Below are 13,871 nucleotides of genomic sequence, written 5' to 3' on the forward strand. Positions count from 1 at the left end.
ATGAGTACGGGGTGAAGGATGCGCGATCGACTATTGGCTGCGGAGAAGGTGAAGGCCATCGATTGGCGTGATGGCGTCCTGTACCTGTTGGACCTGCGTGTCTTGCCGTTCGAGGAAAACTGGATCGCCTGCACCTGTGCCGCCGATGTGGCCGAGGCCATTGGCTCGCTGGTGGTGCGCGGCGCGCAGGCCATCGGCATCAGCGCGGCTTATGGTGTCGTGCTGGCGGCGCGGACCAGGGTGGCCGAGGGCGGTGACTGGCAATCGGCCCTGGAGGCTGATTTCGCCTTGCTGGCCGAGGCCCGGCCGACAGCGGCGAACCTCTTCTGGGCGCTGGATCGGATGCGCGACCGGTTAGGGCGCTTGAAAGAGCACGCCGAGCCGCTGGCGGTACTTGAGGCTGAAGCCATCGCGATCCACGAAAGTGACCGCGAAGCCAACCTGACCATGACCCAGCTCGGTGTCGACCTGATCCGCAAGCACCAGGGCAACGCCCAGGCCATCCTCACCCACGGCAACACCGGCGGCCTGGCGACCGGTGGCTTCGGCACGGCCTTGGGTGTCATCCGTGGCGCGTATATCGAAGGCATGGTGGAGCGCGTCTATGCCGACGAAACCCGTCCATCGCTGCAAGGCTCGCGCCTGACGGCGTGGGAGCTGGCCCGTGAGAGCATCCCGGTGACCCTCAACGCCGATTCCGCCGCCGCCCACATCATGAAGACGAAAGGTGTGACCTGGGTGATTGTCGGTGCCGACTGCATCACCGCCAATGGCGATGTGGCGAACAAGATCGGTACCTATCAACTGGCGGTCTGTGCCATGCACCATGGTGTGCGTTTCATGGTGGTGGCGCCGAGTTCGACCATCGACATGAGCCTGGCCTGCGGTGATGACATTCCGGTCGAGGAGCGTGATGGGCGTGAACTGCTGGAAATCGGCGGCAAGAGGCTCGGTGGGGAGGTGGACGCCTTCAACCCGACGTTCGATGTCACCCCGGCGGATTTGATCGACGTCATCGTCACGGAGAAGGGCATCATCGAGCGTCCGGACACCGCCAAGCTGGCGCAGCTGATGTGCCGCAAGCGGTTGCACTGAAGATTTCCAGAGGGTGATCTGCCGCCATCGCGAGCAAGCTCGCTCCCACAGTGGATAAGGGATGTCTGAAATTTCGGACATAAGAGTCCTTGTGGGAGCGAGCTTGCTCGCGATAAGGTCCTCAAAGGCAACAAATGCCTTGCATTTTCGCCCTGATTCTCCATTCACAGCGCTTCTAAGCCCCTCTGGTCCCATATCAGCCTGTCACCGGTCAACTAACTATGCACCATGCGCATCTGGGGGATAGGTGCGTGGCGGCTCTTGTGATAACATCCGGCGGTTTCCAAGGCTGCCTCGCGAGGTGGCCTTTACTGCGCAGATCCATGGCATAACTCGTTGATTTGTCGTAAGTCGCTGCACGGCACTTGTTCTGCAGCGGCGAGCTTCGTTCGTCCCATCTGGATGTGACGAGGTTTCACCAGAAAAAGGAATCAGGCTTCTCATGGGCGAACTGGCCAAAGAAATCCTCCCGGTCAATATCGAAGACGAGCTGAAACAGTCCTACCTCGACTACGCAATGAGCGTAATCGTCGGGCGGGCGCTGCCGGATGCGCGCGATGGCTTGAAGCCCGTGCACCGGCGCGTGCTGTTCGCGATGAGCGAACTGGGCAACGACTTCAACAAGCCGTACAAGAAATCTGCCCGTGTCGTCGGCGACGTGATCGGTAAGTATCACCCCCACGGCGACACTGCCGTGTACGACACCATCGTTCGTATGGCGCAGCCATTCTCCTTGCGCTACCTGCTGGTAGACGGCCAGGGCAACTTCGGTTCCGTGGACGGCGACAACGCCGCGGCCATGCGATACACCGAAGTGCGCATGACCAAGCTGGCCCACGAACTGCTGGCCGACCTGCACAAGGAAACCGTGGACTGGGTGCCGAACTACGACGGCACCGAAATGATCCCGGCGGTCATGCCGACCCGTATCCCGAACCTGCTCGTCAACGGCTCCAGCGGTATCGCCGTGGGCATGGCGACCAACATCCCGCCGCACAACCTCGGTGAAGTCATCGACGGTTGCCTGGCCCTCATCGACAATCCCGAGCTGACTGTCGATGAGCTGATGCAATACATCCCGGGTCCGGACTTCCCGACCGCCGCGATCATCAACGGTCGCGCCGGCATCATCGAAGCCTACCGCACCGGCCGTGGCCGTATTTACATGCGCGCCCGTTCCACCGTCGAAGACATCGACAAGGTTGGCGGCCGCCAGCAGATCGTCATCACCGAGCTGCCGTACCAACTAAACAAGGCTCGCCTGATCGAGAAGATCGCCGAGCTGGTGAAAGAGAAGAAGCTCGAAGGCATCACCGAGCTGCGTGACGAGTCCGACAAGGACGGCATGCGCGTCGTGATCGAGTTGCGTCGTGGTGAAGTGCCTGAGGTGATCCTCAACAACCTCTACGCCCAGACCCAACTGCAAAGTGTGTTCGGCATCAACATCGTTGCGCTGATCGACGGCCGTCCGCGGATCCTGAACCTCAAGGACCTGCTGGAAGCTTTCGTACGTCACCGTCGCGAAGTGGTTACCCGCCGCACCGTGTTTGAACTGCGCAAGGCTCGCGAGCGTGGCCACATTCTTGAAGGCCAGGCCGTTGCCCTGTCGAACATCGACCCGGTGATCGCCCTGATCAAGGCCTCGCCAACGCCGTCGGAAGCCAAGGAAGCGCTGATCAGCACGCCTTGGGAGTCCAGCGCGGTGGTGGCGATGGTGGAGCGTGCCGGTGCCGATTCGTGCCGTCCGGAGAACCTCGACCCGCAATACGGCCTGCGCGAAGGCAAGTACTTCTTGTCCCCGGAACAGGCGCAAGCCATCCTGGAACTGCGCCTGCACCGCCTGACCGGCCTGGAACACGAGAAGCTGCTGGCCGAGTACCAGGAGATCCTCAACCAGATCGGCGAACTGATCCGCATCCTCAACAGCGCCACGCGCCTGATGGAAGTGATCCGCGAAGAGCTGGAAGTGATCCGCGCCGAATACGGCGACGTACGCCGCACCGAGATTCTCGATGCGCGCCTCGACCTGACCCTGGGCGACATGATCCCGGAAGAAGAGCGCGTGGTGACCATTTCCCACGGCGGCTACGCCAAGACCCAGCCGTTGGCCGCCTACCAGGCCCAGCGTCGCGGCGGCAAAGGCAAGTCGGCGACCGGCGTCAAGGACGAGGACTACATCGCTCACCTGCTGGTCGCCAACAGCCACACCACGCTGTTGCTGTTCTCCAGCAAGGGCAAGGTGTACTGGCTCAAGACCTACGAAATCCCCGAAGCGTCCCGCGCAGCCCGTGGTCGTCCGCTGGTCAACCTGCTGCCGCTGGACGACGGTGAATACATCACCACCATGCTGCCGGTGGAGGAATACACCGAAGGTCACTACATCTTCATGGCGACCGCCAACGGCACCGTGAAGAAGACCCCGCTGGAATCCTTCAGTCGCCAGCGTAGCGTCGGCCTGATTGCCCTGGAGCTGGACGAAGGCGACGTGCTGATTTCCGCCGCCATCACCGACGGCGAGCGTGAAGTCATGCTGTTCTCCGACGGCGGCAAGGTCACTCGCTTCAAGGAATCCGACGTTCGCGCCATGGGCCGTACCGCCCGCGGTGTGCGCGGCATGCGCCTGCCGGAAGGCCAGAAGCTGATTTCCATGCTGATCCCAGAAGAGGGCAGCCAGATCCTCACCGCTTCGGCGCGTGGTTATGGCAAGCGCACGGCCATCAGCGAGTTCCCTGAGTACAAGCGTGGCGGCCAGGGCGTGATCGCCATGGTCAGCAACGAGCGTAACGGCCGTCTGGTTGGCGCTGTCCAGGTGCTTGATGGCGAGGAGATCATGTTGATCTCCGACCAGGGTACCCTGGTGCGTACGCGGGTCGCCGAAGTCTCGAGCCTGGGTCGTAACACCCAGGGCGTGACGCTGATCAAGCTGGCCAGCGACGAAACGCTGGTAGGGCTTGAGCGGGTGCAGGAGCCATCGGAAGTCGAAGGCGAGGAGCTGGAAGGCGAGGAAGGCGTGGCGTTCGACGGCACCCTGGGTGCCGATGTCGACGACATGACCAGTGACCAACCGCTCGACGCTGCCGCAGACGAAGAAGAACCGCAGGACTAAGCGGACACGCGGGGGGCGGATGAAGATTCGCCCCCTTGTTGTTTGTCCCGTTTGAAAATTTGCGACACTGCACATTCTCCTGTGGGGCTGATGCTGCTCACTTAAGGTTTGTTTGATTCATTGTGGCGAGGGAGCTTGCTCCCGCTTGGGTGCGAAGCGCCCATAGAATGGGTCTGCTGCGCAGCCCAGCGGGAGCAAGCTCCCTCGCCACAGGTTCAGGGCAATCCTTACATGAGCGGTAGCTACCATCGGGTGATGGGTGAATGAAGATTTAAGTGACCACCAGATCAGAGCGAGATTGGATGTGAGCAAGAGAGCCTATAACTTCTGTGCCGGCCCGGCGGCGTTGCCTGAAGCGGTCCTGAAGCGTGCCCAGGGTGAACTTCTCGACTGGCACGGCAAAGGCCTGTCGGTCATGGAAATGAGCCATCGCAGCGATGAGTTCGTATCCATTGCCACCAAGGCCGAGCAGGACCTGCGTGATCTGCTGAACATCCCGTCCAACTACAAGGTGTTGTTCCTGCAGGGCGGCGCCAGCCAGCAGTTCGCCCAGATCCCGTTGAACCTGCTGCCGGAAAGTGGCAAGGCCGACTACATCGACACCGGTATCTGGTCGCAGAAAGCCATCGAAGAAGCTTCGCGCTACGGTCACGTCAACGTGGCTGCCACCGCCAAGCCCTACGACTATTTCGCGATTCCCGGCCAGAACGAATGGAACCTGTCCAAGGACGCGGCCTACGTTCACTACGCGCCGAACGAAACCATCGGTGGCCTGGAATTCAACTGGATCCCGGAAACCGGCGACGTGCCATTGGTGGCCGACATGTCCTCGGACATTCTCTCGCGCCCTGTGGATATCTCCCGTTTCGGCATGATCTACGCCGGCGCCCAGAAAAACATCGGCCCTAGCGGCATCCTGGTCAGCATCATTCGTGAAGACCTGCTGGGGCGTGCCCGTTCCCTGTGCCCGACCATGCTCAACTACAAGGTCGCGGCCGACAACGGCTCGATGTACAACACCCCGCCGACCCTGGCCTGGTACCTCTCTGGCCTGGTATTCGAATGGCTGAAGGAGCAGGGCGGTGTCGAAGCCATCGGCAAGCTCAACGAAGTCAAGCAGCGCACGCTGTATGACTTCATCGACGCCAGCGGCCTCTACAGCAACCCGATCAACAAGACCGATCGTTCGTGGATGAACGTGCCGTTCCGCCTGGCCGACGACCGTCTGGACAAGCCGTTCCTGGCCGGTGCCGACGAGCGTGGACTGCTGAACCTCAAGGGCCACCGTTCGGTCGGTGGCATGCGTGCCTCCATCTACAACGCCGTCGACATCAACGCCGTCAATGCGTTGATCGCCTACATGGCAGAGTTCGAGAAGGAACATGGCTGATGTCTGAGCAAGAACTCAAGGCGCTGCGCCTGCGCATCGATGCCCTGGACGAAAAGGTCCTGGAGCTGATCAGCGAGCGTGCGCGCTGCGCCCAGGAAGTCGCCCGGGTGAAGATGGCCTCCCTGGCCGAAGGCGAAGTGCCGGTGTTCTATCGTCCTGAGCGTGAAGCCCAGGTGCTCAAGCGTGTCATGGAGCGCAACAAGGGGCCGCTGGGCAACGAAGAGATGGCGCGGTTGTTCCGCGAAATCATGTCCTCGTGCCTGGCGCTCGAGCAGCCGCTGAAAGTCGCCTACCTGGGGCCGGAAGGGACCTTCACCCAGGCCGCCGCCATGAAGCACTTTGGTCACGCCGTGATCAGCAAGCCAATGGCGGCCATCGACGAAGTCTTCCGCGAAGTGGCGGCCGGCGCGGTGAATTTTGGCGTGGTGCCGGTGGAAAACTCTACCGAAGGCGCGGTCAACCACACGCTGGACAGCTTCCTCGAGCATGACATGGTGATCTGCGGCGAAGTCGAGCTGCGTATCCACCATCACCTGTTGGTCGGCGAGAACACCAAGACCGACAGCATCAGCCGGATCTATTCCCACGCCCAATCGTTGGCCCAGTGCCGCAAGTGGCTGGACGCCCATTACCCGAACGTCGAGCGCGTAGCGGTATCGAGCAACGCCGAAGCGGCCAAGCGGGTCAAGGGTGAGTGGAACTCGGCGGCGATCGCTGGTGACATGGCGGCCGGCCTCTACGGGCTGACGCGCCTGGCCGAGAAAATCGAGGATCGCCCGGACAACTCCACGCGGTTCCTGATGATCGGCAGCCAGGAAGTACCGCCGACCGGCGACGACAAGACCTCGATCATCGTCTCCATGAGCAACAAGCCCGGCGCGCTCCATGAACTGTTGGTGCCGTTCCACGACAACGGTATCGACCTGACGCGGATCGAGACCCGTCCGTCGCGCAGTGGTAAATGGACCTACGTGTTCTTCATCGATTTCGTCGGCCACCACCGCGATCCGCTGGTAAAAGGTGTGCTGGAGAAAATCAGTCAGGAAGCAGTGGCACTCAAGGTGCTGGGTTCCTACCCCAAGGCAGTTCTTTAAGGGCGGATAGCAAATGAGTGGCAACTTCCTCGCTCTGGCTCAGCCAGGCGTGCAACAACTCTCGCCTTACGTTCCGGGCAAGCCCGTCGACGAACTGGCCCGCGAGCTGGACCTGGATCCGGCCAGCATCGTCAAGTTGGCGAGCAACGAAAATCCGTTGGGCGCGAGCCCCAAGGCACTGGCGGCGATCCGCGACGAACTGGCCGAGTTGACCCGTTACCCCGATGGCAATGGGTTTGCGTTGAAAAGCTTGCTGGCCGAGCGCTGTGGCGTCGAGCTGAACCAGGTGACGCTGGGCAATGGCTCCAACGACATTCTTGAGCTGGTGGCGCGTGCGTACCTGGCGCCGGGTCTCAACGCCGTGTTCAGCGAGCACGCGTTTGCGGTCTACCCGATCGCGACCCAGGCCGTGGGCGCGGATGCCCACGTGGTTCCGGCCAAGGACTGGGGGCACGATCTGCCGGCCATGCTGGCCGCCATCGATGCCAACACGCGGGTGGTCTTCATTGCCAACCCGAATAACCCGACCGGCACCTGGTTCGACGCCCAGGCCTTGGACGACTTCCTGCAAGACGTGCCCGCGCACGTGCTCGTGGTGTTGGACGAGGCCTACATCGAATACGCCGAAGGCAGCGATTTGCCCGATGGCCTGGATTTCCTCGCGGCCTACCCGAACCTGCTGGTTTCGCGCACGTTCTCGAAAGCCTACGGCCTTGCCTCGCTGCGGGTTGGCTACGGCTTGTCCACCGCCGTGGTGGCTGATGTGCTTAACCGCGTGCGCCAGCCATTCAACGTCAACAGCTTCGCCCTGGCAGCCGCCTGTGCCGCCTTGCAGGATGAGGCCTACCTGGCCGAAAGCCGTCGCCTGAACGCGGCCGGCATGCAGCAGTTGGAAGCGGGGTTCCGTGAGCTGGGCTTGAGCTGGATTCCATCCAAAGGCAATTTCATCTGCGTCGACCTGGGGCGTGTCGCTGCGCCGGTGTACCAGGGGCTGCTGCGCGAAGGCGTGATCGTGCGTCCGGTGGCTAACTACGGCATGCCGAACCACCTGCGCGTCACCATCGGCCTGCCAGCGGAAAACAACCGTTTCCTTGAGGCGTTGAGCAAGGTTTTGGCTCGTGGTTGATGTCACTTCGCTGCAACCTGCTGCCCCTATGATCGGTCGCCTGGTGGTGGTCGGCCTGGGGTTGATTGGCGGTTCGTTTGCCAAGGGCTTGCGTGAAAGCGGTCTGTGCCGCGAGGTGGTCGGTGTCGACCTGGATCCGCAGTCGCGCAAGCTGGCCGTGGAGCTGGGGGTGGTCGATCGCTGCGAGGATGACCTGGCGATCGCCTGTCAGGGCGCGGATGTGATCCAATTGGCGGTGCCGATCCTGGCCATGGAAAAACTGCTGGCGCGTCTGGCGACCATGAACCTGGGGCAAGCGATCCTGACCGACGTCGGTAGCGCCAAGGGCAACGTCGTGCGTGCGGCCACCGAGGCCTTCGGCGGGATGCCGGCGCGCTTCGTGCCCGGCCATCCGATTGCCGGTTCCGAGCAGAGCGGGGTGGAAGCCTCCAACGCCGAACTGTTTCGTCGCCACAAAGTGATCCTCACGCCGCTGGACCAGACGGATCCAGCCGCGCTGGCGGTGGTGGACCGTTTGTGGCGCGAACTGGGCGCGGATGTCGAGCACATGCAGGTCGAGCGTCACGATGAAGTGTTGGCGGCCACCAGCCACTTGCCGCACCTGTTGGCGTTCGGCCTGGTGGATTCGTTGGCCAAACGCAATGAAAATCTTGAGATCTTCCGTTACGCTGCCGGCGGTTTCCGCGATTTCACGAGAATCGCTGGGAGCGACCCGGTCATGTGGCACGACATCTTCCTCGCCAACCGCGAAGCTGTCTTGCGCACACTCGATACATTTCGCAGCGACCTCGACGCCTTGCGCGACGCGGTCGATGCAGGGGACGGGCACCAATTGCTGGGCGTTTTCACACGCGCCAGGGTGGCCCGCGAGCATTTCAGTAAAATCCTGGCCCGTCGGGCCTATGTGGACGCTATGAACTCCAACGATCTGATTTTCCTGGCACAACCTGGTGGCTCCCTGAGCGGGCGTATTCGTGTACCGGGCGATAAATCGATTTCCCACCGTTCGATCATGCTCGGCTCCCTGGCCGAAGGTGTGACCGAAGTGGAAGGTTTCCTCGAGGGCGAAGACGCCCTGGCGACGCTGCAAGCGTTTCGCGACATGGGGGTGGTCATCGAAGGTCCGCACCACGGTCGCGTGACCATCCATGGTGTCGGCCTGCACGGCCTCAAGCCTGCCCCGGGGCCCATCTACCTGGGTAACTCCGGGACCTCGATGCGCCTGTTGTCCGGCCTGCTGGCCGCGCAAGACTTCGACAGCACCCTGACCGGTGACGCCTCGCTGTCCAAGCGCCCGATGAATCGCGTCGCCAATCCGTTGCGGGAAATGGGCGCGGTCATCGAGACGGCCGCCGACGGTCGTCCGCCGATGATCATTCGTGGTGGCAACAAGCTCAAGGGCCTGACCTACACCATGCCGATGGCCAGCGCCCAGGTAAAATCCTGCTTGCTGCTGGCCGGTCTCTACGCCGAAGGCAAGACCACCGTCACCGAACCGGCCCCGACCCGCGACCATACCGAGCGCATGCTGCGCGGCTTCGGCTACCCGGTCACGGTCGATGGCGCCACGGCGTCCGTCGAGTCTGGCAGCAAGCTGACCGCTACCCACATCGAAGTGCCGGGTGACATCTCCTCGTCGGCATTCTTCCTGGTGGCCGCTTCGATTGCCGAAGGTTCCGACCTGGTGCTCGAGCATGTCGGCATCAACCCGACCCGTACCGGCGTGATCGACATCCTACGCCTGATGGGCGCTGACATCACCCTGGAAAACCAGCGTGAAGTCGGCGGCGAGCCGGTGGCGGACCTGCGCGTACGAGCAGCTAAACTCAAGGGTATCGAGATTCCGGAGGCGCTGGTTCCGCTGGCCATCGACGAGTTCCCGGTGCTGTTCGTGGCGGCTGCCTGTGCCGAAGGGCGCACCGTATTGACGGGTGCCGAAGAGCTGCGGGTCAAGGAGTCGGATCGCATCCAGGTGATGGCTGATGGCTTGCTCGCCCTGGGCGTCAAGTGCCAGCCAACGCCGGACGGCATCATCATCGACGGCGGCCAGATCGGCGGCGGCGAAGTCCATGGTCACGGTGACCATCGTATCGCCATGGCCTTCAGTGTTGCGTCTTTGCGCGCCAGCGCGCCGATTCGCATCCATGATTGCGCCAACGTCGCGACGTCGTTCCCGAACTTCCTGGCGCTGTGCGCGCAGGTCGGTATCCGAGTAGCACAAGAGGCGCAGTCGTGAACATCAAGGCACCGGTCATCACCATCGATGGCCCAAGCGGTTCGGGCAAGGGCACCGTCGCCGGGATCCTGGCCAGGCAGTTGGGCTGGAACCTGCTCGATTCGGGTGCCCTGTATCGTCTATTGGCGTTCGCTGCCGCGAACCATGGCGTCGACCTGACCAACGAAGAGTTGCTCAAGGCGCTGGCGGCTCATCTGGACGTGCAATTCATTGCCGCGACCGACGGTCAGCTCCAGCGCATCATTCTGGAAGGTGACGAAGTCAGCGACGTCATTCGTACCGAAAGCGTGGGGGCCGGGGCCTCCCAGGTCGCCGCGCTGCCGGCGGTACGCGAAGCCTTGCTGCAACGCCAGCGTGCCTTCCAGGAGCCGCCGGGGCTGGTGGCCGATGGTCGTGACATGGGCACGGTGGTCTTTCCTGACGCGCCGCTGAAGATTTTCCTCACCGCCAGTGCAGAGGAGAGGGCGCGTCGCCGATATTTGCAGTTGAAGGGCAAAGGCGAGGATGTTAGTCTGTCGAGTCTGCTAGATGAGATCCGTGCACGCGATGAGCGTGACACCCAGCGCGCAGTAGCCCCGCTCAAGCCGGCGGCCGACGCGATACAGCTGGATTCCACGGAGTTGTCCATCGATCAGGTGCTGCAACGCATCATGAGCGAGATCGCCATTCGCGATATCGCCGGGTGACAGGAAGCTCCGCAGGGGACCAGTCATAGTCCTGCGGCGCTTCTTTTATATGAAACTAACCCACATCGTCTGGGGTGTGGAGATGGGCGTTTACTTCGCCCTAATCAACAGGAATTAAAATGAGCGAAAGCTTTGCGGAACTCTTTGAAGAAAGCTTGAAAACCCTGAACCTTCAGGCAGGCTCCATCATCACCGGCGTTATCGTTGATATCGATTACCAAGCTCGCTGGGTAACCGTTCACGCTGGTCTGAAGTCTGAAGCGCTGATCCCGCTTGAGCAGTTCTACAACGACGCTGGCGAACTGAACATCAACGTCGGTGACGAAGTTCACGTTGCGCTGGACTCGGTTGAAGATGGTTTCGGTGAAACCAAGCTGTCCCGTGAAAAAGCCAAGCGCGCTGAATGCTGGATCGTTCTGGAAGCGGCCTTCGCAGCTGAGGAAGTGGTCAAGGGCGTTATCAACGGTAAGGTTAAAGGCGGCTTCACTGTCGACGTTAACGGCATCCGTGCGTTCCTGCCAGGTTCCCTGGTTGACGTCCGTCCAGTGCGCGATACCACGCACCTGGAAGGCAAAGAGCTGGAATTCAAGGTCATCAAGCTGGACCAGAAGCGCAACAACGTTGTCGTTTCCCGTCGCAGTGTCCTGGAAGCCGAGAACTCCGCCGAGCGTGAAGCTCTGCTGGAATCGCTGCAGGAAGGCCAGCAGGTCAAGGGTATTGTCAAGAACCTCACCGATTACGGCGCATTCGTCGATCTGGGTGGCGTCGATGGCCTGCTGCACATCACCGACATGGCCTGGAAGCGTATCAAGCATCCTTCGGAAATCGTCAACGTTGGCGACGAGATCGATGTCAAGGTTCTGAAGTACGATCGCGAGCGCAATCGTGTTTCCCTGGGCCTCAAGCAACTGGGTGAAGATCCATGGGTCGCTATCAAAGCCCGTTACCCAGAAAGCACCCGCGTCACCGCTCGTGTTACCAACCTGACCGACTACGGCTGCTTCGCTGAGCTGGAAGAAGGCGTTGAAGGCCTGGTACACGTTTCCGAAATGGACTGGACCAACAAGAACATCCATCCTTCGAAAGTCGTACAAGTCGGCGACGAAGTGGAAGTCATGGTTCTGGACATCGACGAAGAGCGTCGTCGTATCTCCCTCGGCATCAAGCAGTGCAAGTCCAACCCATGGGAAGACTTCTCTGGCCAGTTCAACAAGGGCGATAAAATCTCCGGCACCATCAAGTCGATCACCGATTTCGGTATCTTCATTGGTCTGGACGGCGGCATCGACGGTCTGGTTCACCTGTCCGACATCTCCTGGAACGAAGTGGGCGAAGAAGCCGTACGCCGTTTCAAGAAGGGCGACGAGCTGGACACCGTTATCCTGTCGGTTGACCCAGAGCGCGAGCGCATCTCCCTGGGCATCAAGCAACTGGAAAGCGATCCGTTCTCCGAGTACGTTCAAGAGAACGACAAAGGCGCAATCGTTAAGGGCATCGTGAAAGAAGTTGACGCCAAAGGCGCCATCATCACTCTGGCCGACGATATCGAAGCGACTCTGAAAGCCTCCGAAATCAGCCGTGACCGCGTTGAAGACGCGCGCAACGTTCTGAAAGAAGGCGAAGAAGTAGAAGCCAAGATCATCAGCGTTGACCGCAAGAGCCGCGTAATTCAGCTCTCCATCAAGTCGAAAGACGATGCTGAAGAGAAAGAAGCAATCCAGAGCCTGCGCGACAAGCCAGCTACCTCTGACATTGCTGCTGGTCCTACCACTCTGGGCGACCTGTTGCGTGCACAAATGGAAAAGCAGAACTGAGTTCTGTCAGACCATAGAAAAAGGGCGACTTCGGTCGCCCTTTTTTGTGCCTGCGAAATGTCAAGATTCTCTGCAAGCTGCTGCCGATGGCAGAGTTCATTCGGGACGCTGCGAAACCAACCCATCAACCCAGCTGTCTCTTTTATGAAGCGGATCAATAATCTATTCAGGGCGTGGCTCCGACTTGTATAAATAATCGATCCGGGCCTCTGTCTAAAGGAACTGAATGAACAAGCTCTTTCTGGTGTTGAGTATCTTGGTGCTGGCCGCTTGCTCTACAAGCGCCAAGACCCACGCAGTGCGTGGTGTCAGTGGTATCGAGGTCGACTGCTCGGGGTTGGGTTCCGGTTGGGAGAAGTGCCACAAGAGGGCCGCAAGAGAGTGTAAGGGGGCTGGCTACAAGGTGATTACCCGATCCGACGACGCGAAGGATGAAGATCAGTACCCCTTTGGTTTCAATCCGGCTGGCTATCTGACTCGTACGATGCTGGTCATCTGTCGATAGCATCTCCCTGCTTGCGCACAAAGAGGCGGTAGGGGAGTCAAGAAGAATGTCAATACTTGGGCTGTTCAAATCCCTCCGGTCATGCTAAAACCTTTTCAAGCGATTTTCCTAGCTGCTTGAAAAAGAAGGGAAAAATATGACGAAGTCGGAGTTGATCGAACGAATTGTCACCCATCAAGGGCTACTCTCATCCAAGGATGTGGAGCTGGCCATCAAGACCATGCTTGAACAAATGTCCCAGTGCCTGGCTACGGGGGATCGCATCGAGATCCGCGGTTTCGGCAGCTTCTCCCTGCACTACCGCGCTCCGCGGGTGGGGCGCAACCCCAAAACGGGCCAGTCCGTCAGCCTTGATGGAAAGTTCGTTCCTCATTTCAAACCAGGCAAAGAGCTTAGGGATCGTGTGAATGAGGAGGAGGGGGATGAGCTCTGATGGAGCCCCAAAACAGAGGAGTTCACATGCGGAACTTTAAACGCTTGACCCTTGTCGTACTTGCGCTGCTCGTGGCCTCAGCTATCGTCCTGTTCGTGCTTGAAAACAACCAGCCAGTGGCATTGCTGTTTCTGGGTTGGTCAGCTCCGCAGCTTCCTGTCTCGGTTTTCGTGATCCTGGCGCTTCTCGCTGGTATGATAGTCGGGCCGGCGCTTGCGTGGTTTCTAGGCATGCGCAGACGGTCGAAATAATGGATGTGTGAGCCCAGTAGTCTTGGTGTAAGGATCACGGCCAATAACTTTGTTCTGACTATGGGGGCGTTTTGTTCAAGATTAATTTGGTTCTGTCTACAGTTGTATTTGCAGAGGCTTCGCTTGCCCTGTCTT

The 13,871-nt window shown here is 60.4% G+C and carries 11 protein-coding genes; all 11 read left to right on the plus strand.

What is annotated here, in order from left to right:
- Window positions 1-18: 18 nt before the first annotated feature.
- The 11 genes from mtnA (at window position 19) to V7773_RS06875 (ending at window position 13,736) form a co-directional block, all read left to right on the plus strand.
- Window positions 19-1,095 (plus strand): S-methyl-5-thioribose-1-phosphate isomerase, encoded by a 1,077-nt coding sequence (mtnA, locus tag V7773_RS06825; protein ID WP_336072761.1) that lies wholly within the window; start codon window positions 19-21, stop codon window positions 1,093-1,095.
- A 442-nt stretch (window positions 1,096-1,537) separates the two neighbouring features.
- Window positions 1,538-4,201: a DNA gyrase subunit A gene (gene gyrA / locus V7773_RS06830; protein WP_336072762.1), complete on the plus strand. Its 2,664-nt coding sequence runs from the start codon at window positions 1,538-1,540 to the stop codon at window positions 4,199-4,201.
- A 304-nt stretch (window positions 4,202-4,505) separates the two neighbouring features.
- Window positions 4,506-5,591, plus strand: a complete 1,086-nt coding sequence (gene serC / locus V7773_RS06835; protein WP_003199231.1) for a 3-phosphoserine/phosphohydroxythreonine transaminase — start codon at window positions 4,506-4,508, stop codon at window positions 5,589-5,591.
- Window positions 5,591-6,685: a prephenate dehydratase gene (gene pheA / locus V7773_RS06840; RefSeq protein WP_003199233.1), complete on the plus strand. Its 1,095-nt coding sequence runs from the start codon at window positions 5,591-5,593 to the stop codon at window positions 6,683-6,685. The genes serC and pheA overlap by 1 nt, the downstream gene beginning before the upstream one ends.
- 13 nt (window positions 6,686-6,698) lie before the next feature.
- On the plus strand, window positions 6,699-7,811 hold the full coding sequence (gene hisC / locus V7773_RS06845) for a histidinol-phosphate transaminase (protein ID WP_336072763.1): 1,113 nt from the start codon (window positions 6,699-6,701) through the stop codon (window positions 7,809-7,811).
- A 28-nt stretch (window positions 7,812-7,839) separates the two neighbouring features.
- Window positions 7,840-10,047 (plus strand): bifunctional prephenate dehydrogenase/3-phosphoshikimate 1-carboxyvinyltransferase, encoded by a 2,208-nt coding sequence (locus V7773_RS06850; RefSeq protein ID WP_057448475.1) that lies wholly within the window; start codon window positions 7,840-7,842, stop codon window positions 10,045-10,047.
- Window positions 10,044-10,733 (plus strand): (d)CMP kinase, encoded by a 690-nt coding sequence (gene cmk, locus V7773_RS06855; RefSeq protein ID WP_014337227.1) that lies wholly within the window; start codon window positions 10,044-10,046, stop codon window positions 10,731-10,733. Before V7773_RS06850 ends, cmk begins: the two co-directional genes overlap by 4 nt.
- Before the next feature lie 119 nt (window positions 10,734-10,852).
- A complete protein-coding gene (rpsA, locus tag V7773_RS06860) occupies window positions 10,853-12,547 on the plus strand; it encodes a 30S ribosomal protein S1 (protein WP_014337228.1) in 1,695 nt (564 codons plus the stop codon).
- 226 nt (window positions 12,548-12,773) lie between these two features.
- Window positions 12,774-13,052: a hypothetical protein gene (locus V7773_RS06865; protein ID WP_092222892.1), complete on the plus strand. Its 279-nt coding sequence runs from the start codon at window positions 12,774-12,776 to the stop codon at window positions 13,050-13,052.
- Window positions 13,053-13,188: 136 nt separating this feature from the next.
- The gene (ihfB, locus tag V7773_RS06870) at window positions 13,189-13,485 is read left to right on the plus strand and encodes an integration host factor subunit beta (protein WP_003199243.1); all 297 of its coding nucleotides are present in this window, start codon (window positions 13,189-13,191) and stop codon (window positions 13,483-13,485) included.
- A 26-nt stretch (window positions 13,486-13,511) separates the two neighbouring features.
- Window positions 13,512-13,736, plus strand: coding sequence for a lipopolysaccharide assembly protein LapA domain-containing protein (locus tag V7773_RS06875; RefSeq protein ID WP_336072764.1), 225 nt, complete (start codon window positions 13,512-13,514; stop codon window positions 13,734-13,736).
- Window positions 13,737-13,871: the final 135 nt, after the last annotated feature.

This window comes from Pseudomonas sp. 3JA, assembly GCF_036961705.1.
Taxonomy (GTDB): domain Bacteria; phylum Pseudomonadota; class Gammaproteobacteria; order Pseudomonadales; family Pseudomonadaceae; genus Aquipseudomonas; species Aquipseudomonas fluorescens_Q.